This window comes from Halobacillus sp. ABA4_118 (assembly GCF_056160205.1).
On the sequence record NZ_JBSWWS010000001.1, the window covers coordinates 3,221,007 to 3,241,692 of the forward strand.

The window sequence follows — 20,686 nt, forward strand, 5'->3', positions numbered from 1 at the left end:
GGATTCGGTGTCATGATCTGGTACATTGAAGGAAGAAAGGGAAGGGAGAGGTGTGCATGAGCCACGTTATCGTCAAACGCCGGGAAGGAATGGCTGAAGTGATCCTGAACAGACCGGAAAAACTGAACGCCCTATCTTCAGAAATGGCCTCAGAACTGAAATGGCAGCTGGAAGAACTGAGGGAAAAAGAGGATGTAAGTTTTGTCGTTCTTACAGGAGCTGGAAACAAAGCGTTCTGTGCTGGTGGGGATTTGACGGAGTTCCACGGTCATTTATCGATGGGGGAGGCATATGAAAAGCTGAATCGGATCAAAGAGGTTGTCTATGATCTTCTGACGTTTCCCACCCCGGTCGCAGCTCTTTTGAACGGACAGGCAAGAGGGGGCGGTTGTGAGCTGGCGACGGCCTGTGATTTTCGTTATGGGTCGGAAACGGCGTCCTTTGGATTCGTCCAGGGCAATCTTGGACTTGTGCCTGGTTTCGGGGGTGGGGAGCTGCTTTATGAAAGGATCCACCCAACACGGGCCGCCCACTGGTTAATGGACGCAGAGATGTACACAGCAGAAGAGGCCCTCCGGATCGGATGGCTTCATAAAGTGTGGACGGAAAAAGAAGTGGAAGACCGTATGTTCCAGGGGTTTATGAACAAAACGCCCAGACAGATGAGGATTTTGAAAGGGCAGTATTTAAAGTGCATGGATACAGGGAATCTTCTGGACCGTATGGAGGCTGAAGTGCTGCAGTGTTCCAGACTCTGGGAATCTGCGGAGCATAAAAGAGCCGTAAAAAAATTCTTGCAGACAAGAAAAAGATGAAAGGTTACGATTCTATCAATCATCCCTCCTGCATAACTATAAGCAAACGATAGAGGAGGGATGTTTATGGATGCCCCTAGGCAGGACGCGTGGAAAGATGATGAGGACCTTCTGCTCGCGACAACGGTCTTAAAGTACATCCGGGAAGGGAAAACGCAGCTGGAAGCTTTCCAGGAGGTCGCGGCTCATCTGCACCGTACTCCGGCAGCCTGTGGCTTTCGCTGGAATGCCACAGTGAGAAAGCAGTACCATAAGGAAATTCAAGAGGCGAAAAACAGCCGTAAAGCCACTCGCACTCTCTACACCCCCCCGGCCACTGCGGAAGAAACCCCCATGTCTCTGGATGCGGCGATCTCATTTTTGAAAGAAATGAAATCAAGACAGCATGAGGAAGAAGGAAAGGCGAGTCTCGAAGATCAACTGAAACAGCTGAATGAAGACAATGAAAAGTTAAGGCAGGAGCTTAAACAGTGGGAAGCTGCCTGGAATGAAATGGATAAGCTCGTCCACTGGGTCAAGAAGCAGCGAACAAGTGAAAGTGGTGTGTGATTCATACGGCCTGTGAGATTGGTTTTATTATCTGTTATCCCATCTATCCTCAAAAAAAGGCCCCTACAGCAGAGTGTAGCGGCCTCATTCTCCTTCATCAGTATTCTCTTTCCTCCACGCCGGAAGGCATCCAGATGAGCGGATTTTCTCCTAAATCTCTTTCCATATCATACTGAGCTTTTTGGAAGCCCGTCTTTTCCCAAAATCCGTGGGAATTGATTCTTGGGTTGGTTTTTATTGGGAGCTCAAAACTCTTAGCGAATTCTACCAATGACCGGCCGAAGCCCTGACCCCTGTAATCAGGAAGAACTTCCAGCTTCCACAGTTCAAGGTAATCCTGAGCGGGATCAAAATAGTGATCGTATTTCGCTCTGACTCTGTACAGGCTCATCCGCGCAACTAAAGCGCTTCCATAGTAAATGCCGTAAAAAGGTGATTCGCTGTCGTTTTCCACAATGTTGCTTTCCAGATCTTCGAGCATTGCAAGTTCCTGATTGCCGTATTCTTTAAAGCGCTTGAATTCTTCCAGTGTTTTGTAATTGACTAATAAAGGTTCTACTTTTGTTTTTGTCATCATGAAAGAAACCCCTTTCAATTATCTATATATACACTCATTATACTATAAAAATATTCAGAAAGAAATGAATAATTACCAACGGGACAGGAATCGACTGCAATTGTGAAAAAGTTTCTGCTACAATGAGAACTTAGATAAGGATGAACGGGGGAGAGGGGATGAGAATAGGGGTTATCGGCGGGGGTGCTGTCGGGTTATTAGCCGGAGCTTATCTCGGAAGGACACATGATGTACATATGGTGGTAAGAAACGAGGAACAAAAAGATATCCTCTGCCGCGAAGGTATCTGGTGCGATGCACTGTCTTCAGCTGTTTTTGTAGAAGCTCATGTATATCCGCGGATGCCCCGGGACATGGACGTCTGGCTTGTCAGTGTGAAGCAGTATGATCTTAAAGGGGTTCTATCTCTGCCTCTTCCGGAAAACGGCAAGTATCTTTTTCTCCAGAATGGTATGAGCCACCTGGACCAGCTTCAAAGCCTCAATCTGGATACGTTTGCTGCCGTGGTGGAACATGGAGCGCTCAAAGTTTCCTCCAATGAAGTGGCCCATACAGGGAAAGGGCGCATAAAAGCGGCTCCATTCACAGGTTCACTTCCTGATATGGAAGAGCTGGCAGACTCTCTCCATCAAGAGGATTTTCCTTTTCTTGTCCATGCTGACGCGGTGGAAATGCTCTCAGAAAAGCTGGTGGTCAACGCAGTAATCAATCCACTGACTGCGTTATTCAAGCAGAAGAACCGTGCGGTCAAAGATAATCCTTATATCCGTTCACTCGGGTACCGGCTTTGTGAGGAAGCCTGCCGTACGCTTGGTCTGGATGTCCAGCACCAGTGGGACCGGGTGCTTTCTATTGCGGAACAGACCGGTGGAAACCAGTCATCAATGTGGAAGGATCTCCAAGAGGGACGTCGAACAGAAATAAAAGCTATTTCCGGATTTATTCTCGACCGTTCCCGTGAAGATCTTCCTGTTCATCAGTTTATCCTGGAAGCGGTGCACGCCATGGAATATGAAAAGGGGGTGATCGTTGATGAGTGACTGGCTTGCCTATAGTATCGGTGCTGTCCTTACCCTTCCTCTTCCATTCCTGGTTGTCTTTTATTTCTTCGCAAGGAAATGGAGTAAGCATAAGTGGAAAGCCATCCACCGGACGGCCGGCTTCACGGCTCCTGTGTTTGTTCTGGCTGTCCATGTTCTGCTGATTGTTCTGTTTGACCGCAGTTTTTTTCCTTTCATTCTAATCTTTCTTCTCCTTCTGCTGGGGCTGTCCATCATTACCCAGTACAAATTAAAGGAAGAGGTCCGGCTGTTCCGGGCTGTCCGTGGTTTTTGGAGAGTGAGTTTCCTTTTGTTCGGCCTGTTTTACATCGGACTGTCGACCTTCGGATTGATCTTCCGGTTGTTTTTCAGCTGATTCCTCCGCACGTGTAGTCCTGCACAGAACCGGGAATATTAAAGCAGCAGACTGCTCTCTATCAGGAGCAGTTTTTTTATGACTCTTTACTTTTCACCTACAGGGAATGAGGACAGGGGAAATAAGAAATGTTCATCTTATAAACAGATAAGGTGAACTCTTGGCTGGTTTTTTGTACAATACAATAGGATACATACTGTAAAGTGTAATTCTGCCTACAAAGGAGCCTTAATATGCGTATTGATTCTATGAACATGGAGCCGAAACAGACGCTGTTTCGTGATTATAAATATAGCTATGAAAAAATTGCCGACCGTTTTTCCTATTCTCCTTACGACGAAAATGTCTGGGCCGACCGCCTGGAGGATTTGAAAACCAAGACGTACCAGAGAGAAGCCCTCTCAGGAGTATTGAAGACAATGAACGAAAAGTGGGAGGTCCCTAGAGAAACGCTGGAAAATATAGAACGGCTGAAAGATGAAGAGAGTGTTGTTGTTATAGCGGGTCAGCAGGCGGGTCTGCTTACGGGCCCTTTGTATTCGGTTCATAAAATCATTTCAGTCCTGCAGCTGGCCGGACAGAAAGAAAAGGAACTGGGCCGGCCGGTCATTCCCGTTTTCTGGATTGCCGGGGAGGATCATGACTTTGATGAAATCAATCACATCATGATGAAGCAGGAAGGACGGATGGAGAAGAAAACGATCGGCCATGAACCTGAAGTGAAATCCTCCGTTTCCGAACTGCAGATGGACCAGACAGAAGCGGATGCGTGGCTTGAAGGTGTGTTCCGTATGCTGCCGGAAACCGAGAACACGAACCACTTCTACCAGCTGGTACAGGATCATCTGCACCAGTCCGACAGCTATACCGATTTTTTCGCCCGGTTAATCTATCAGTTGTTCCCGCATGAGGGTCTTGTGTTGATCGATGCCCATGACCCAGAGGTGAGGAGACTGGAGACTCCCTATTTCACAACCATGATTCGTCAAAACAGGGAAATGGCCGGAGGTGTTTTTTCTGTTCTTCAGAAAAACCGTCAGGAAGGCTATGAAACGTTGCTGGACAGTGAAATGCAGGATGCCCACCTCTTTTACCATGATCGCGGCGATCGTATTCTTCTCGTCCGTGACGAGGAGGGAAGATTCAGAGGGAAAAATAACGAAGTGGTTTTGTCTAAAGAAGAACTTCTTCATATTGCTGAGGAATCGCCTGAAAAACTGAGTAACAATGTAGTCACACGACCATTGATGCAGGAATCCTTGTTCCCGGTCCTGGCTTTCATCGGCGGTCCTGGTGAAATCAATTACTGGTCAGCGCTGAAGCCGGCATTCGATGCCGCTGGTCTCTGTATGCCGCCTGTCCTGCCGCGGTTATCCTTTACGCTGGTAGACAGGAAAACGGATCGTAGTCTTCGTCACTTCCAGCTTTCAGTTGAAGATGTAGTGAAGAATGGCGCGGCGGAGAAGAAGATGAACTGGATCAGTGCTGTGAGCACACCGCCGGTGAAGCGGCTGAGTGAGCAGGTGAAGGATGAAATAGCCCGAATCCATGCTCCTCTCCGTGAAAAAGCCGCAGAACTTGGGGGAGACCTCGGCCAGCTTGCCGATAAAAACCTTGCCTATCTGCAGGAGACGGTGGCTTTCCTTGAAAAGCGGATGCTCCACTCGCTGGAGGATACGTATCGCAGAGAGCTCGACCAGTTTGATGATATCGATATCACCCTGCATCCGGCTGGTGGTCTCCAGGAACGCATGTGGAACATTCTCCCCTGGGTGAATGGATACGGCTTGTCTTTGTTCCAGGAGATGAACAGACACCATCTGAGCTTTGAACACGACCATTATGTCGTTTACTTGTAGGACGTGTCCCCACCTTCTCCCACCTGTACAAAAACGTGTGATTCCTTTGAAAATCCTGCCTTCACAGGCAGGATTTTTTTTGTGGGGGGAGAATCATAAAAAAGTAAGTGGAGAAAAGTGGGGCGATGTGGTAAGGTGAAAATAGAAGGTGGGGGACCTCTATGTTCATGGGAGAATTTCAACACAACATTGATACGAAAGGGAGAATCATCATCCCTTCGAAATTCCGTCCCGGCCTGGGCGATTGTTTTGTCCTGACGAGAGGATTAGATCAATGCTTATTTGCCTATCCTATGAACGAGTGGAGACTGCTGGAAGAGAAACTGAAAAAACTTCCCCTTACTAAAAAAGATGCCCGTGCTTTCACCCGTTTTTTCTTTTCGGGAGCTGTAGAGTGCGAAGTGGACAAGCAGGGACGTATCAATATCCCCGCCCCTCTGCGTAAGTACGCTTCCCTGGAAAAAGAATGTGTGGTCATCGGCGTTTCCAACCGTATCGAGTTTTGGAGTCACGATGAGTGGGAAAGTTACTTTGATGCATCAGAAGAATCCTTCTCTGAAATTGCTGAAAACATGCTGGATTTTGATATTTGATATTTGACATTTGACAGACTAGAAACGAGTGAAATTTATGTTTGAACATTACAGTGTACTAAAAAATGAAACCATTGAATCTTTGAATGTGGACCCGGAAGGCATCTATGTCGACTGCACCCTTGGTGGCGGAGGGCATTCGGAAGTCATCGCCTCTGCCTTGACAGGAAAGGGAAGACTCATTTGTTTCGATCAGGATGAAACAGCCCTGCAGGCAGCAGAAGAGCGTCTGAAACCTTATGAGGAGCACATTACGTTTGTCCGTGCCAATTTCCGCCAGTTAAAGGAAGAGCTTCTTGAACTCGGTCTTTCAGAAGTTGACGGAATTATTTACGATCTGGGAGTGAGCAGCCCTCAGCTGGATGTCGAAGAACGCGGCTTCAGCTACCATCAGGATGCTCCACTGGATATGCGCATGAACCAGAATAGTGACTTAAGCGCCTGGCATGTCATCAATGAATGGGCGTATGAAGATCTTGTGCGCATTTTCTTTAAATACGGAGAAGAAAAGTTTTCAAAGCAGATCGCCCGTAAAATTGAAGCTGCGAGGGAAACCGGCCCGATTGAAACGACAGGCCAGCTGGTTGAATTAGTGAAGGAAGGAATACCTGCACCGGCAAGAAGAAAAGGTGGACATCCGGCCAAACGGATATTCCAGGCTGTGCGGATTGCTGTTAATGATGAGCTGGGTGCTTTTCAGGACAGCCTTCAGCAGGCAGCTGAAATGGTCAGCGTCGGCGGCCGGGTAGCCGTCATCACGTTCCATTCCCTTGAGGACCGGTTATGTAAGCAGGCCTTCAAAAAATGGAGCTCGAACCCACCACTTCCAAAAAATATTCCAATGATTCCAGAGGACAAACAGCCACCTTTCCGTTTAGTCAGTCGAAAGCCTATAGTAGCGGAAGAGCGCGAATTGGAGGAAAACCGCCGTTCCCGTTCAGCGAAATTGAGGATTGCCGAGAAAGTCAAACCTTGGAATAAAGAATTCGAATTTAATGAAGGGTGGAAACAAACATGAGTGCTGAAAAGATTAGAAAACAGCAGCCTTTACAGCAGCCTGACAGACAGAAACAGGTCAAGGTAAAGGTACATAAAAAGAAATGGTTAAGTACCGGCGAAAAATTTTTGTATTCCATAACCACCTCTGTAGTACTGGCGGCTTCTGTTTTTTTAATCCATACCTCAGCAGAAACGGATGCCATCAACCGTGATATCCGCAGTTTGGAGCAGGACATATCCAAACAGGAATCCCAGAATGAAAATCTGGCCTACCAGGTGAAGGAATTAAGCAACCCGGACCGAATCCTGACGATAGCCAAGGAGAACGGGTTGAACATTCAGAATGCCCAGGTGAAACAGGCCGGCAAAATCAGTCAAGAATAAACGCTGGTGATCATCTATGATGAACAATAAAAAAAACCTTAGTTCCTTAATATTAATCGCCGTGTTTTCCTTGTTCTTCCTCGTCATCGTGGGGCGCTTCCTCTATATAGAAACCGCCGCCACCATCGAAGGGGTGGATTTGTCCGAGTATGCAGAGGACATCCGTACAAGCTCCTATGAAATCGATGCCGCCCGGGGGAAAATCTACGATAAGAACGGAATGGTCCTTGCTTATGACCGCCCGACCTACAGGCTTTATGCTGTTGTAGATCCCTCCTATTCCAAAAACCTTCCTGAGCCCCAGCATGTCGACGATATCGACGAAACCGCTTCGGGGCTTGCGCCTTTATTAGGGATGGAAGCGAGTGAGATTGCGGACAAGCTGAGATCCGCTCAGGAAGACGGCCGTTTTCAGGTAGAGTTCGGGACGAATTCCAGTTCTCTCACTCAAGAGGAAATGGAAGAGATCAAAGACCTTGAACTGAATGGCATCTCCTTTAAGGAAGAATCCAAACGTTATTACCCGAACGGTGTGTTTGCCTCCCACTTAATCGGTTTTGCCCGCACCCAGGAAGGCAGCATTTCCGGTGTGACCGGCATCGAGAAGCAGATGGAGGATTACCTTCAGGAGGAAAAAGGGAAAATCAGTTATGAACGGGATAAATACGGGACGAAGCTGCTGAATCCGAATGAAATTATGACCGAACCAGAGGATGGCAGCGATGTGTATTTAACGATCGACCAAAAAATCCAGACATTCCTCGAGGACGCGATGTCCCAGGTGGATGAACAGTACAACCCAGAGAAAATCATGGCTGCTGTGATGGACCCTGAAACAGGAGAGGTTCTTGCCATGAGTAACCGCCCAAGCTACAATCCGAATGATATCGGTGACGTGGATAACTGGTACAACGACTTGATTTCCTATCCGTTTGAACCCGGTTCCACGATGAAGATCTTTACATGGGCAAGTGCCATGGAAGAGGGCGTCTATAACGGGAATGAACTCTTTGAATCCGGAACCTATAAAGTGACGGAAAGCTCCCCATCCATTGGCGATCATAACAATGGACAGGGGTGGGATGATATTTCATATGACGAAGGTTTCCGCAGATCTTCCAACGTGGCTTCCTCGAAGCTTGCCTATGAGGTGCTGGGACCGACGAAGCTGAGGGAATATCTATCCGATTTCAACCTCGATCAGAAGACGGGGATTGATCTGCCGAATGAAACGACTGGGAAATTTGTGTATGAGCGTCCCATTGAGCAGATTACGACCTCCTTCGGCCAAGGCTCTACATTTACGCCGATCCAGCTCATGACGGGGGCTACAGCCATTGCCAACGATGGGGAAATGATGCGTCCATACATGCTTTCCAAAATTACTTCCAGTGACACAGGAGAGGTGATCGAGGAAGGGAAGCCGGAGAAGATTGGTGAGCCGGTTTCTGCTTCGACAGCCGAGCAGATGCGTGAATTGATGGGCACGGTGATTACCTCAGAAGATGGAACGGGCCAATCCTTTAAGCTGGACGATTATTCCCTTGCAGGCAAGACAGGAACCGCCCAGATCAGTAAGCCCGGGGAAGGGTATCTGACCGGCCGGAACAATTATGTCTTTTCCTTCCTGGGAATGGCTCCTGCAGAAGATCCCGAGCTGTTGATGTATGTAGCTGTCCAGCAGCCGGAACTTGAGGTGACAGAGCTCGGATCTGAGCCTGTTTCCTATATCGTTCGGACCGTGATGGAAAACAGCCTGCATTATTTGAACATTCAGCCTGATAAAGATGCAGAAGAGTCTTTGGAACCTGTCACGATTCCAGACGTATCTGGAAAGTCCGTTCAGGAAGCTGAGGACACGCTTCAAGCTTCTTTCCCTCATGTGGAAGTGATTGGTGACGGAAACACCGTTGAAGCTGTTCTCCCCTCATCAGGAGAGCAGGTCGTGGAAAACCAGCGGGTGTTTATTGTAACCGATGAGCCGAAGATGCCGGATTTGACAGGATATTCGCTCCGCGATGTCCAGCGTCTGGCAAAGCATTTCAACTTGAAAATGGAAATTATGGGCAGTGGTTATGTAGAAACACAAAGCATTGCTGCTGGTTCTGAAATCAAAGATGATGGTTATTTAGTCGTTGAACTGGCTGTGCCGGAACAGCCGTAACCCCTTGTCCAGGCAGTGTTCTAATCGTTTTTCGATTGCATATAGTGATACAAGCTGACTCTACGACTTGTTAAAGGAGTTATGGAGATGAGACGAGTATCACAGGTAATCGTAAAGAAACGATTAGTCACTGTCTTTTTTGTGGGCATGTTTATTTTCATGGTCATTGCCGGAAGGCTCGGGTATGTGCAGTTCTTCTTGAGCGACTTTCTCATTGCGAAGGCTGAAGAGTCCTGGAGCAGGGATATTACCTTCGAGCCCGAGCGGGGGAAGATTCTTGATACGAATGGAGAGGTGCTGGTAGGAAATCAGTCAGCGCCGACAGTCATGGTTGTACCGAGGCAGATTAAAGAACCCGAACAGACAGCGAAGAACCTTTCGAAGATTTTGGATATGAGTGTGGAGAAAGCCTACACACACGTAACGAAGCTGATCTCCATCGAAAAAATTCACCCGGAGGGACGGAAGATTTCAGAGGAGCAGGCGGCGGCGATTCAATCGTTGAATATGCCGGGTGTCTATATTGCTGAGGATTCAGAGCGGTACTACCCGCACGGCTCTTTTTTATCCCATGTGCTGGGTTTCAGTGGCATCGATAACCAGGGTCTTCTGGGACTTGAAGCGTATTATGATGACGAGTTGAAAGGCGAAAAAGGAGCCTTATCCTTTTTCTCTGATGCCAAGGGAAAACGGATGCCGGATATGGCGGATGTGTATGAGCCTCCTATTGACGGGAAAGACCTCAAGCTTACAGTGGACTATCAAGTGCAGTCCATTATCGAACGGGAACTGGATATCGCCCAGGCCAAATATAACCCTGACGGAGCGGTAGCGCTTGCTGTCGATCCGGATACGGGCAAAGTGGTAGGGATGGCGTCCAGGCCGAACTTTGATCCGGCGGATTATCAAAAAGTGGAACCCGAGGTGTACAACCGCAACCTTCCTGTGTGGAGTACATATGAGCCGGGATCGACCTTTAAGATTATAACCCTGGCTGCAGCACTTGAAGAGGGACTTGTGGATCTTGAAGAGGAACACTTCCATGATTCCGGTGCTGTAAAAGTGGACGGGGCGACCCTGCACTGCTGGAAAAGCGGGGGGCATGGAGATCAGACGTTTTTAGAAGTGGTCCAGAACTCCTGTAACCCTGGTTTTGTGGAACTTGGAGAACGCCTTGGCAAAGAAAAGCTGTTCGACTATATCGACTTATTCGGCTTCGGCTCGAAGACAGGGATTGACCTGGAAGGAGAAGGCAGTGGTATTTTATTCAAACGGGAGAATGTGGGCCCTGTCGAACAGGCGACCACTGCTTTTGGACAGGGAGTATCTGTCACACCGATCCAGCAGGTCATGGCTGTAGCCGCCGCTGTGAATGGAGGCTATTATTATGAGCCATACATCCAGGAGGCCTGGCTTGATCCAATATCAGGAGAAGTGCTGGAAGAAAATGAGCCGGTGATGAAAGAACAAGTCATATCAGAAGAAACCTCTGCCCAGATCCGTCATGCGCTGGAAAGTGTTGTCGCACAGGGGACCGGCCGGGGCGCCTATGTAGAAGGGTACCGTGTCGGTGGGAAAACAGGTACAGCGCAGAAAGTCGGACCGGACGGGAAGTATATGGAGAATAACCACATCGTTTCCTTTATCGGTTTTGCCCCTGCGGATGATCCGGAGCTCGTTGTTTATCTTGCCATTGACAACCCGAAAAACACCGTTCAGTTCGGCGGCGTCGTAGCAGCACCGATTGTTGGAAACATCATGGGGGATAGTCTGCGGGCCATGGGGGTGGAACCACGCAAGGATGGTTTGGAAAAAGAATACGCCTGGCCGGAAGAGCCCCTCGTGGAAGTGCCGGAAATTACAGGGATGGACAAGGAAGATTTGAGCCGGATGCTGATGAATTTAGAGGTAGAGGTCAGCGGTGAGGGGACGAAGGTCGTAACTCAGGCACCAGAAGCAGGAGTAAAGGTTCCTACAGGGTCTACCGTCCGTGTTTTTCTTGGGGATTGATGTTTTTTCGTCATTCATTAAATCTGTAAACGGGTGAGGGTGACAGTGTTGAAATTAGAAAAGGTACTCCGCTTTGTCCCTTTTTACCAAAGTTCACGGTCGTTGAAGCACGTCAGTATTACCGGTCTCAGTATGGATTCACGCGCAACCTCACCTGGAGACATGTTTATTTGCATGCGTGGGGTGAACATGGATGGTCACCGCTTTGCGGCTGACGCCGTCAAGCGGGGGGCGGCAGCTGTGGTAGCTGAAGAGCCGCTGCCTTTGAATGTTCCAGTTATTCTTGTTAATGATACAACCAGGGCGGCTGCTATGACAGCCGCCGCTTTTTATCGCAACCCTTCAGAAGGTCTCCATGTGACAGGAATTACAGGAACCAATGGCAAGACGAGCATCAGTTATCTGCTTTATGATATATTCCAGAGGATGGAGAAGAAGACAGGGTTAATTGGAACGATTGAAGTGGATATTGCCGGAAAGCGGCGGCCTGTGAAAAATACGACGCCTGATACCTTAACCCTCCATCAATATTTCAGCGATATGAAAACAGCCGGTGTGGAGCATGCGGTGATGGAAGTGTCATCTCATGCGCTCGATCAGGGGCGGGTGTACGGATGTGATTTCGATGTGGCGGTATTTACAAACCTGACGAGGGACCATCTGGATTATCATGACCATTTTGATGATTATCTTCGTGCGAAGTCCCTATTGTTCGCACAATTAGGGAATGGGTATAATAAACAACGGGAGCGTTTTGCCGTTATAAATATTGACTCCCCTGCAGCCCCGAAGTTTATCCGTTCTACTTCGCAGGGACTGCTGACCTATGGCGTAAAGGGCAGGGCTGATGTTCAAGCCCGGGACTGCCGCCTGACGGAAAAAGGGACTTTTTTTCAAATGGAGACCCCGATTGGGAAGATTGAGATTGAAAGCCCTTTGATGGGGGAATTCAGCATTTATAATATGCTGGCTGCAGCTGCTGCTGCGATCCTGTCCGGCGCGCCACTTGAGACGATTCAGCAGTCTTTTCTTCATACCAAAGGGGTGAAGGGGCGTTTTGAATCGATTCGGGAAGGGCAGCCTTTTGGAGTGGTCGTCGATTATGCCCATACCCCTGATTCTCTTGAGAATGTGCTGAAAACGGCAGCAGCTGTCACTACAGGGAAGATCATCCTCATAGTCGGATGCGGCGGGGACAGGGACAGAAGCAAGCGGTCCGTGATGGGGGAAATCAGTGTCCAGCATGCAGATCACGTGATTTTCACAACAGATAACCCCCGCTCGGAAGACCCCGGTCAGATTTTTGCAGATATCACCGCAGATCTGCATGGGAATTACCAAATTGTCGAAGACCGCAGGGAGGCGCTCGAAAAGGCCGTTCGTTCTGCTTGTGACGGGGATATGATCCTCATAGCAGGAAAAGGCCATGAGACGTATCAGGAGATTAAAGGGGTTAGTCATCCCTTTGATGATAGTGAAACGGTAAGAGAGATAATAAGAGAAATGAAGGAGCATTCATAATGATTTTTGACGTTCAGGAGCTTACACATCTATTTCCAACCTTTAAAGGAGCCGGCAAAGATAAAATCGCTGTCTCCTCCATCATGACCGATACAAGAAAGGCGGCTCCGCAGAGTTTGTTCGTCCCCATCGTAGGGGAGAGCTTTAATGCCCATGCCTTTGCCGGTGAAGCCATTAAACAAGGAGCGGTGGCTGCCTTGTGGCAGGAAGACCAGCCGCTTCCCGCTTTGATCCCTACCGATTTTCCGATCTTTTATGTAACGGATACGACCAAGGCGCTCCAGGATCTCGCCTCCTGGTACTTAGAAAAAGTTGATCCGATTGTCATAGGCGTCACAGGCTCCAATGGAAAGACGACAACAAAGGATATGACTGCCGCTGTGCTCGGAGCGAAATTCAACACCCATAAAACAGCGGGAAACTTTAACAATCATATCGGTCTTCCTTTGACGGTCCTGGCTATGCAGCCGGACACTGAAGCCGTCGTATTGGAGATGGGCATGGACAGAGCGGGTGAGATTTCCGTATTGTCCCACATCGCACGGCCGGACCATGCGATCATTACAAACATCGGCGAGTCCCATATCGAAAATTTAGGTACCAGAGAAGCGATTGCCGCCGCCAAGCTTGAAATTACAGATGGACTGGCGGAGGGTGGCTGCCTGATTATCGACGCCGATGAGCCGCTGCTTGATCATGTGAAAACAAGAGCAGGTACAATCGGCTGCGGTTTCGGGCCGTCGTCTGACTATAAAGCTGAAATTACAGCTATGACGGACGATGCTTCTTCATTCCAGCTGATGGAAGAAGCGTATGAACTGCCAATGACAGGCCGCCACAATGTGAAAAATGCTTCGTTTGTCATCGCCCTTGCCAAACGCCTTGGATTGACAAAAGAGGAGATCCAGCAAGGGTTTCAGCAGATGCAGATGTCTGGCATGCGTTTTGAAAAGCATCAGGGCCATAAAGGATCCCTCATTATAAATGATGCCTATAACGCCTCCCCGACATCAATGAAGGCAATGATTGAAGTCGTCCGACAGTTGACATCCAAAAGAAAAAAGGTGTTAATATTAGGGGATATGTATGAGCTCGGAGAGAAATCAGAGGAGCTGCACGCCGGTGTAGCCGAAGCGGTAGATGAAAAGATTGACGCTGTCTTTACAATCGGCGTCCATTCTGAGAAAATTTCAGAGGCTGCTTCCTCCCGTTATCCGGACATGGAAGTCAAACATTTCAAAGAAAAGCAACAAGCAGGTCATCATATCCGCCCGTTATTAACAGCGGATACCGTCGTACTCATGAAAGCATCACGTGGAATGAAATTGGAAGACATGCTGCCAGACCTTGTGGAGTGATCGACAGGCGATGATGTTGCAAAAGGAGGAAAACAAACGATGAATGAATACATACTACTGTTAACAATGGTCCTTTCATTCGCCATCACTGTAGTCATTTCGCCGATGATCATTCCATTTTTAAGACGTTTGAAATTCGGTCAAAGTATTCGAGACGAGGGACCCCAGTCCCACCAGAAAAAATCCGGCACCCCGACGATGGGTGGTGTCATGATCATTGTATCTGTCGTGATCACAACATTGATCTCATCCTATTGGTTTAACCCGGACACGGGGAACATCCAGTTGTTCCTTGTGTTATTTGTTTTAGTCGGCTACGGCCTTCTGGGCTTTTTAGATGATTATATTAAAGTAGCCCTGAAAAGGAACCTTGGATTAACATCCAAACAAAAGATGCTCGGGCAGATTGTCATTGCTCTTGTCGTTTACATGATTCTGCGGCAGTCCGATTTCCCGACGTATATCAGTATTCCCGGTACATCCATTGATTTTGACTTGGGCTGGGGGTACGCCCTGCTGATTTTATTTATGCTCGTAGGAGCATCCAATGCGGTCAACTTAACCGATGGCCTGGACGGTCTTCTGGCCGGAACTGCGGCGATTGCCTTCGGTGCATTCGGAATACTTGCATGGACAGGCCAGCTGAATGTAGAAGTCACCATTTTTTCCCTGGCTATTGTCGGTGCCCTTCTCGGGTTCCTTGTATTTAATGCCCACCCTGCCAAAGTATTTATGGGGGATACCGGTTCCCTTGCTCTCGGCGGGGCGATCGCAATCATAGCTATCCTGACAAAAATGGAATTGATCTTAGTCGTGATCGGCGGAGTTTTCGTCCTGGAAACCCTCTCGGTCATCATCCAGGTCATATCCTTTAAAACAACTGGGAAACGCGTGTTTAAAATGAGTCCCCTTCACCACCATTATGAACTGAAAGGCTGGTCGGAGTGGCGTGTCGTAACGACGTTCTGGGCGGTCGGACTGATTTTTGCCGTGCTTGGTATTTATATTGAGGTGATGTTTGGATGAAGAAGCTAAGCGGATTTCCTTATACCCATGTTCTTGTTCTCGGTCTTGCTAAGAGCGGGACCGCAGCGGCACAGCTGCTGCTTGACAGTGGAGTAAGGGTGAGAATCAACGACTTCAAAGCAGATCCGGACAGTCCGGAAGTGCACTATTTAAAAGAGAGCGGTGCGGAAGTCATTACAGGCGGGCATCCATTATCTGTACTGGATGACATCGATTATGTTATTAAAAACCCGGGGATTCCTTATGAAAATCCGGTTGTGGCAGAAGCGGTCAACCGCCATCTTCCTGTCGTCACGGAAGTGGAATTGACAGGCTGGCTGCATGAAGGACCGATGATTGCTGTTACAGGTTCCAATGGAAAAACGACGACGACAACGCTGATCCACGAAATGATTCAAGCGGATCGGAAACCTGTTTCCCTTGCCGGAAACATCGGTCACGTCTCCTGTGAGGTAGCCAGAAACACGTCTGAAGCTGAAACGATGGTCACGGAACTGTCTTCCTTTCAGCTACTTGGCACCCAGACCTTCCGTCCGGATATTGCTGTCTGGCTGAATCTCTACGAAGCCCATCTGGATTACCATCATACGCTGGCCAATTATCATAGAGCTAAAGCGCGGATTACTAAAAATCAGACAGAGGAGGACGTACTGGTCTACAATGCGGATGACGAAGCCATTGCATCCTTTCTGTCTGAAGTGACCGCAGAGCTTGTTCCTTTTTCTTTGAAAGAGCAGGGGAAAGGGGCCTGGGCGGACGAGACTTCCATCTACTTTGAAAATGAAGCCATTATGAAGAAGGCGGATATCGTTCTCGTAGGGGAGCAGAACCTGCAGAACATTCTCGCGGCTGTGGCAGCCGTGAAAGCCAACGGAATAAGCAGTGAAGCGATTGTAGAGGTCCTCTCGACCTTTGCTGGAGTTCCCCACCGGCTGCAGTATGTGACGAAAAAGAACGGCCGTTTATTCTACAATGATTCAAAAGCTACGAATCTTCTGGCCACCTCATACGCTCTACGGTCCTTCGAAAAGCCTGTCATCCTTTTGGCCGGCGGTCTGGACAGGGGAACGAGCTTTGACGGCCTGATTCCTTACTTAGCTGGAGTGAAATCCATGGTTGTCTTTGGTGAAACCGCAGACCTTCTTGCCGGAACCGCGGAGAAGGGTGGCATTTCTGATGTCGTGAAGGTCGATACGATGCAGGAGGCCGTCAAGGAAGCGTATCAGCGTTCTGCTGAGGAAGATGTTATTCTTTTAAGCCCTGCATGTGCCAGCTGGGATCAATATAAAACGTTTGAAGAAAGAGGCCACATGTTTATCGAAGCTGTGCATACCCTTTAATAAGGGCTTATGTGACAAGCTTAAGCCCTGTTTTCCATTTCCGATGGGAGGTAGGGCTTTTTTTATGGAAACGACAAAAAAGCCGGATATATGGTTGATCACCGCTATTCTCGGCATTTTAATCATGGGAATTGTAATGGTATACAGTTCCTCCAGCATCTGGTCGGAGTACAAGTTTGATGACCCGTGGTTCTTCGCTAAGCGTCAGATTCTCTTTGCCGCTGCAGGTCTGATTGCCATGGTCGTTCTCTCCAGAATTCCTTACTATGTCTGGCACGCGCATTCGAAAAAGATTATGATCATCTGCCTGCTTTTTCTTGCCGCTGTTCTGATTCCCGGTGTTGGAATGGTGAGAGGTGGGGCAAGGAGCTGGATTGGTGTGGGGATGTTCAGTATCCAGCCGTCAGAGTTTATGAAGCTGGGGTTGATTCTTTATCTTTCCCGCTTTCTTTCTGAGCGGCAGAAGAAGATGAATTCGTTCCAGGAGGGATTCCTCCCTGCCCTGGCTCTGATCCTTTTTCCTTTTGCCCTGATTATGCTGCAGCCCGATTTAGGGACAGGCGTCGTCATGGTGGGGACATGTCTCGTGATGCTGTTTACTTCCGGCGCGCGGATCAGCCATTTTATGTGGATTGCAGCTGCTGGAATGGCAGGCATGATCGGTTTAATTGCTTCAGCTCCCTACAGGATCAAAAGAATTACAGCTTTCCTCCATCCATGGGAGGACCCGCTTGGGGCAGGTTTTCAAATCATCCAGTCGCTGTATGCGATCGGTCCCGGCGGACTGCTCGGTCTTGGTCTTGGAAACAGCATGCAGAAATTCTTTTATCTGCCTGAGCCGCAGACTGATTTCATTTTTGCCGTGCTTGCTGAAGAACTGGGATTCCTGGGTGGTTTTTTTATCCTTTCGCTCTTTTTTATTGTGCTTTGGAGAGGCATACGGACAAGCCTGCTCGCTCCTGATTTGTTCGGGTCGCTGCTTGCTCTTGGAATCGTCGGTATGGTCAGTATTCAGGTGATGATTAACGTGAGTGTTGTCACAGGTTTGATTCCTGTGACGGGGATCACTTTACCGCTTGTCAGCTACGGGGGATCTTCCCTCACTTTGACACTGGCTTCTCTTGGACTCCTGCTCAGTGTGAGCCGCTATTCCACCCGGTAAAACCGCTGCCCTTTACGGCAGTGGTTTTTCCATTTTTACAGGGAGGCAAAGTCCAGAAAAAATTGGCAGGAGGAATAAGGTTTGTCCGGGGAAATACCGGGGTAATTATGTGGGCGGTGCGTTTCTTTGCGGGAAGGAAAGAAGACCCTTTCGACATAACAATCAAGAAAGGTACGGCTTCTGCACAAAAATGTTAGGAATCTAGTAAAACTCACTCAATCTCCCCCCCTCATTTTGTGATATAATGGGAACCAATTAGGTGTATTTGGAAATCCGAGACACCTTTGCGAGGACTATCATTCTTTCAAACAGCTAGATGGACAGCAGAAGGGTGTCTAGCCAGAAGGAGAAATGCCCGTTATGGAAGAAAGAAAAGTAGTTTCCATAGAAGACCGTATACCAAAACTGAAACAGACGAGGCGTAAAAAAGCCAACCGCCGATTAATCTTATACTTAACGATTTTATTTTTTCTGATTGCTGCCGTTGTTTACCTGCAGTCTCCACTCAGTAATGTCCGGAATGTCACCGTAGAAGGCGAATACCATGTGTCTGCAGAGGAAATACAGACCCTTTCAGGAATCACGACCGAAACGAATTACTGGAGAATGGATCCGGAAGAACTAAAGGCAAAGGTTGAATCTCACGAAGAGATTACCTTTGCATCGATCGACCGTTCTTTTCCAAACGATGTAACAATTGAAGTGGAAGAAGCGGAACGGATCGGATACGTGCAGAGCAATGGTCAGTATTATGTCATCATGGAAGACGGTTCGAGGCTCGATGAGGAAACAGCTCTTCCTGGTGGAGACGCTCCGGTTTTAGCAGGATTTGATAAAGAGATGTACTTGAAGGAAATGTCCGGGGAATTGAAAGAACTGCCTTCGAGTGTAGCGGACTTGATTTCAGAAGTTCACTGGGAACCGGAGGACGGAAACCCTTATAAAATCCGCCTGTATATGAATGATGGATACCAGGTGGAAGCTTCCATACGGACATTTTCGGAAAAAATGCCCGCTTATCCTTCCATTGCCGCCCAGCTGGAAGAAGGGGCGGAGGGTATCATCCATATCGATGTAGGGGCTTATTTCGAAGAATTCAGCACAGCTGAAGATAATGAAGAGAACCCCGGAGTGGAAGAAGATGCTGGTTCAGAGACAGAAAGTGATGCGCCGTCTGAAGAAGGTGGAGAGCAGCCCGCAGAGCCGGAGCAGGAAAACACAGCCGCTGATACAGAAGGGGCACAGGATCCGGTCGTAGACGAACCGTTGAGGCGGGAATAAGGTGCTGCCGGGCTGGATGGTGTGTCTTTTCCAGCCCTTCCCAAAACCTTTTCCCCCGTCCGGAAATTACTAGTGGAAAACATAAAAAAATAAGCGTATGTAAGAGGAAATTAACGAAAGTCTGTGGAAAACAACTAATGTACTGGTTTTTTATACGATATCAAGGGATATGACCCATGCAATATATCATTTCATTTACGTTTATATTGCAATGATTGTATTTTTTACATGAATTCGATATGCTTTGAACTACTCATATGGCTTGTAACAGGAGGTGCGTCACTGGTGAATCAAAATGAAATACTAGTAAGTTTAGATATAGGCACAAGTCGAATTAAAGTTATTATTGGTGAAATTATGAATGACAGCCTCAACATCATCGGGGTTGGTACAGCAAAATCAAATGGAATGAAAAAAGGGGCGATCGTGGATATCGATCAAACCGTTCATTCGATTCGATCAGCCGTCGAACAGGCGGAGCGGATGGTGGACATGAAAATCGACCGTGTCGTCGTAGGCGTCAACGGCAACCATATACAGCTGCAGCCGTGTCACGGAGTCGTGGCGGTTTCCAGTGAAACGAGGGAAATCGGAAATGAGGATATTACACGGGTCATTGATGCGGCTCAGGTTCTGTCTATTCCGCCGGAACGGGAAATTATCGATGTGATTCCGCGCCAGTTCATTGTGGATGGTCAGGATGAAATTACCGACCCGCGCGGTATGATTGGTGTCCGTCTTGAAATGGAAGGTATGATTATCACCTGCGCTAAAACCGTTTTACATAATACACTCAAATGTGTGGAACGAGCAGGGCTGGAAGTACTCGATGTATGTCTGCAGCCACTTGCCTCCGGGACCGTTTCCCTCTCCAGCGACGAGACGAATCTCGGCGTAGCTCTAATTGATGTAGGAGGCGGCTCGACAACCATCTCCGTTTTTGAAGAGGGGCACTTGAAAGGAACGAGCATGATTCCTTTCGGCGGGGATAACCTTACCAAGGATTTATCCATCGGTCTGCGTACATCAACAGAAGAAGCGGAACAGGTGAAAGTGGAACATGGACACGCTTTTTTTGACGATGCGAACGAAGATGAGAATTTTTCCGTCACAATTATTGGCAGTAATCGTCAACAGGCATTCAATCAATTGCAAATCTCTGATATGATTGAAGCTAGACTAGAAGAAATTTTCGTCTTTGCAGCACAGGAACTTCAGAAAATGGGTGTTCGTGAATTACCAGGAGGTTTTGTTCTCACCGGTGGTACGATGAATATGCCGGGAGTGCTTGAGCTTGCCCAGGATGTATTCCACGCTAACGTCAGACTGGCTATTCCTGATTATATCGGCGTTCGTGAACCGCAGTTTACCAGCGGCGTAGGCATCTTGCAATTCGCCTATCGTAATGCGAAAATACAAGGAAAAGAGATATTTCCTTCTGTCTCAGATGAATTTCAGGAAAGACCACAGCCGAAAAAGCAGAAGCGTTCGGCAAAACCACAGCCTAAAGAAGAAAAAGAAAAAACAGAAAAGAAAAAAGAGTCAGGCTTCAGCAATCTCTTAAAGTATTTCTTTGATTAAATCACAAGTTTGAGTCGGTCGATCGACGGACGAAGTAATAAATCTTGTAAT

The 20,686-nt window shown here is 48.1% G+C and carries 18 protein-coding genes; 17 read left to right on the forward strand and 1 reads right to left on the reverse strand.

The features are described from left to right. Window positions 1-56 precede the first annotated feature (56 nt). A complete protein-coding gene (locus ACXAGL_RS16505) occupies window positions 57-815 on the forward strand; it encodes an enoyl-CoA hydratase/isomerase family protein (protein WP_474991833.1) in 759 nt (252 codons plus the stop codon). A gap of 66 nt (window positions 816-881) precedes the next feature. Continuing rightward, entirely contained in the window at window positions 882-1,364 is a 483-nt protein-coding gene (locus tag ACXAGL_RS16510; RefSeq protein WP_027954101.1) for an RsfA family transcriptional regulator, read from the forward strand. 97 nt (window positions 1,365-1,461) lie between these two features. On the opposite strand, the gene ACXAGL_RS16515 is transcribed toward ACXAGL_RS16510, so the two are convergent. Beyond that, window positions 1,462-1,938, reverse strand: a complete 477-nt coding sequence (locus ACXAGL_RS16515) for an N-acetyltransferase (RefSeq protein WP_474970383.1) — start codon at window positions 1,936-1,938, stop codon at window positions 1,462-1,464. 161 nt (window positions 1,939-2,099) lie between these two features. Between ACXAGL_RS16515 and ACXAGL_RS16520 the strand changes: the two genes are divergently transcribed. From ACXAGL_RS16520 to ftsA, 15 genes are all read left to right on the forward strand, one after another. Further along, window positions 2,100-2,981: a 2-dehydropantoate 2-reductase gene (locus tag ACXAGL_RS16520; protein WP_474968416.1), complete on the forward strand. Its 882-nt coding sequence runs from the start codon at window positions 2,100-2,102 to the stop codon at window positions 2,979-2,981. Then, a complete protein-coding gene (locus tag ACXAGL_RS16525; protein WP_474968417.1) occupies window positions 2,974-3,357 on the forward strand; it encodes a DUF3397 domain-containing protein in 384 nt (127 codons plus the stop codon). Before ACXAGL_RS16520 ends, ACXAGL_RS16525 begins: the two co-directional genes overlap by 8 nt. A 233-nt stretch (window positions 3,358-3,590) precedes the next feature. After that, the gene (gene bshC / locus ACXAGL_RS16530; RefSeq protein WP_474991834.1) at window positions 3,591-5,216 is read left to right on the forward strand and encodes a bacillithiol biosynthesis cysteine-adding enzyme BshC; all 1,626 of its coding nucleotides are present in this window, start codon (window positions 3,591-3,593) and stop codon (window positions 5,214-5,216) included. 161 nt (window positions 5,217-5,377) lie between these two features. Beyond that, window positions 5,378-5,809, forward strand: a complete 432-nt coding sequence (mraZ, locus tag ACXAGL_RS16535) for a division/cell wall cluster transcriptional repressor MraZ (RefSeq protein WP_027954105.1) — start codon at window positions 5,378-5,380, stop codon at window positions 5,807-5,809. A 37-nt stretch (window positions 5,810-5,846) separates the two neighbouring features. Next, window positions 5,847-6,827, forward strand: coding sequence for a 16S rRNA (cytosine(1402)-N(4))-methyltransferase RsmH (gene rsmH / locus ACXAGL_RS16540; protein WP_474970384.1), 981 nt, complete (start codon window positions 5,847-5,849; stop codon window positions 6,825-6,827). Then, on the forward strand, window positions 6,824-7,192 hold the full coding sequence (gene ftsL, locus ACXAGL_RS16545) for a cell division protein FtsL (protein WP_027954107.1): 369 nt from the start codon (window positions 6,824-6,826) through the stop codon (window positions 7,190-7,192). The genes rsmH and ftsL overlap by 4 nt, the downstream gene beginning before the upstream one ends. Window positions 7,193-7,208: 16 nt before the next feature. Then, window positions 7,209-9,356, forward strand: coding sequence for a penicillin-binding protein (locus tag ACXAGL_RS16550; RefSeq protein ID WP_474971512.1), 2,148 nt, complete (start codon window positions 7,209-7,211; stop codon window positions 9,354-9,356). An 87-nt stretch (window positions 9,357-9,443) separates the two neighbouring features. Continuing rightward, window positions 9,444-11,366, forward strand: a complete 1,923-nt coding sequence (locus tag ACXAGL_RS16555) for a stage V sporulation protein D (protein ID WP_474971511.1) — start codon at window positions 9,444-9,446, stop codon at window positions 11,364-11,366. Between the two features lie 45 nt (window positions 11,367-11,411). Beyond that, window positions 11,412-12,887, forward strand: coding sequence for a UDP-N-acetylmuramoyl-L-alanyl-D-glutamate--2,6-diaminopimelate ligase (locus tag ACXAGL_RS16560; RefSeq protein WP_474991836.1), 1,476 nt, complete (start codon window positions 11,412-11,414; stop codon window positions 12,885-12,887). After that, the gene (locus ACXAGL_RS16565; protein WP_474991838.1) at window positions 12,887-14,245 is read left to right on the forward strand and encodes a UDP-N-acetylmuramoyl-tripeptide--D-alanyl-D-alanine ligase; all 1,359 of its coding nucleotides are present in this window, start codon (window positions 12,887-12,889) and stop codon (window positions 14,243-14,245) included. The genes ACXAGL_RS16560 and ACXAGL_RS16565 overlap by 1 nt, the downstream gene beginning before the upstream one ends. A gap of 39 nt (window positions 14,246-14,284) precedes the next feature. Continuing rightward, window positions 14,285-15,271 carry a phospho-N-acetylmuramoyl-pentapeptide-transferase gene (gene mraY, locus ACXAGL_RS16570; RefSeq protein WP_474968422.1) on the forward strand — a complete coding sequence of 329 codons (987 nt, stop codon included), beginning with the start codon at window positions 14,285-14,287 and terminating at the stop codon, window positions 15,269-15,271. Continuing rightward, window positions 15,268-16,611 (forward strand): UDP-N-acetylmuramoyl-L-alanine--D-glutamate ligase, encoded by a 1,344-nt coding sequence (gene murD / locus ACXAGL_RS16575; RefSeq protein WP_474991840.1) that lies wholly within the window; start codon window positions 15,268-15,270, stop codon window positions 16,609-16,611. The genes mraY and murD overlap by 4 nt, the downstream gene beginning before the upstream one ends. A 64-nt stretch (window positions 16,612-16,675) precedes the next feature. Continuing rightward, a complete protein-coding gene (gene spoVE / locus ACXAGL_RS16580) occupies window positions 16,676-17,773 on the forward strand; it encodes a stage V sporulation protein E (protein WP_474968424.1) in 1,098 nt (365 codons plus the stop codon). A 360-nt stretch (window positions 17,774-18,133) separates the two neighbouring features. Beyond that, on the forward strand, window positions 18,134-19,054 hold the full coding sequence (locus ACXAGL_RS16585; protein ID WP_474991842.1) for a cell division protein FtsQ/DivIB: 921 nt from the start codon (window positions 18,134-18,136) through the stop codon (window positions 19,052-19,054). 285 nt (window positions 19,055-19,339) lie between these two features. Further along, window positions 19,340-20,635, forward strand: a complete 1,296-nt coding sequence (gene ftsA / locus ACXAGL_RS16590) for a cell division protein FtsA (protein WP_027954115.1) — start codon at window positions 19,340-19,342, stop codon at window positions 20,633-20,635. Window positions 20,636-20,686 lie beyond the last annotated feature (51 nt).

Bases quoted from the DNA above. Each gene is read 5' to 3' on its own strand.
- ACXAGL_RS16505 (WP_474991833.1), top strand. From the start codon at position 57: ATGAGCCACGTTATCGTCAAACGCCGGGAAGGAATGGCTGAAGTGATC.
- ACXAGL_RS16510 (WP_027954101.1), top strand. From the start codon at position 882: ATGGATGCCCCTAGGCAGGACGCGTGGAAAGATGATGAGGACCTTCTG.
- ACXAGL_RS16515 (WP_474970383.1), bottom strand. From the start codon at position 1,938: ATGACAAAAACAAAAGTAGAACCTTTATTAGTCAATTACAAAACACTG.
- ACXAGL_RS16520 (WP_474968416.1), top strand. From the start codon at position 2,100: ATGAGAATAGGGGTTATCGGCGGGGGTGCTGTCGGGTTATTAGCCGGA.
- ACXAGL_RS16525 (WP_474968417.1), top strand. From the start codon at position 2,974: ATGAGTGACTGGCTTGCCTATAGTATCGGTGCTGTCCTTACCCTTCCT.
- bshC (WP_474991834.1), top strand. From the start codon at position 3,591: ATGCGTATTGATTCTATGAACATGGAGCCGAAACAGACGCTGTTTCGT.
- mraZ (WP_027954105.1), top strand. From the start codon at position 5,378: ATGTTCATGGGAGAATTTCAACACAACATTGATACGAAAGGGAGAATC.
- rsmH (WP_474970384.1), top strand. From the start codon at position 5,847: ATGTTTGAACATTACAGTGTACTAAAAAATGAAACCATTGAATCTTTG.
- ftsL (WP_027954107.1), top strand. From the start codon at position 6,824: ATGAGTGCTGAAAAGATTAGAAAACAGCAGCCTTTACAGCAGCCTGAC.
- ACXAGL_RS16550 (WP_474971512.1), top strand. From the start codon at position 7,209: ATGATGAACAATAAAAAAAACCTTAGTTCCTTAATATTAATCGCCGTG.
- ACXAGL_RS16555 (WP_474971511.1), top strand. From the start codon at position 9,444: ATGAGACGAGTATCACAGGTAATCGTAAAGAAACGATTAGTCACTGTC.
- ACXAGL_RS16565 (WP_474991838.1), top strand. From the start codon at position 12,887: ATGATTTTTGACGTTCAGGAGCTTACACATCTATTTCCAACCTTTAAA.
- mraY (WP_474968422.1), top strand. From the start codon at position 14,285: ATGAATGAATACATACTACTGTTAACAATGGTCCTTTCATTCGCCATC.
- murD (WP_474991840.1), top strand. From the start codon at position 15,268: ATGAAGAAGCTAAGCGGATTTCCTTATACCCATGTTCTTGTTCTCGGT.
- spoVE (WP_474968424.1), top strand. From the start codon at position 16,676: ATGGAAACGACAAAAAAGCCGGATATATGGTTGATCACCGCTATTCTC.
- ACXAGL_RS16585 (WP_474991842.1), top strand. From the start codon at position 18,134: ATGGAAGAAAGAAAAGTAGTTTCCATAGAAGACCGTATACCAAAACTG.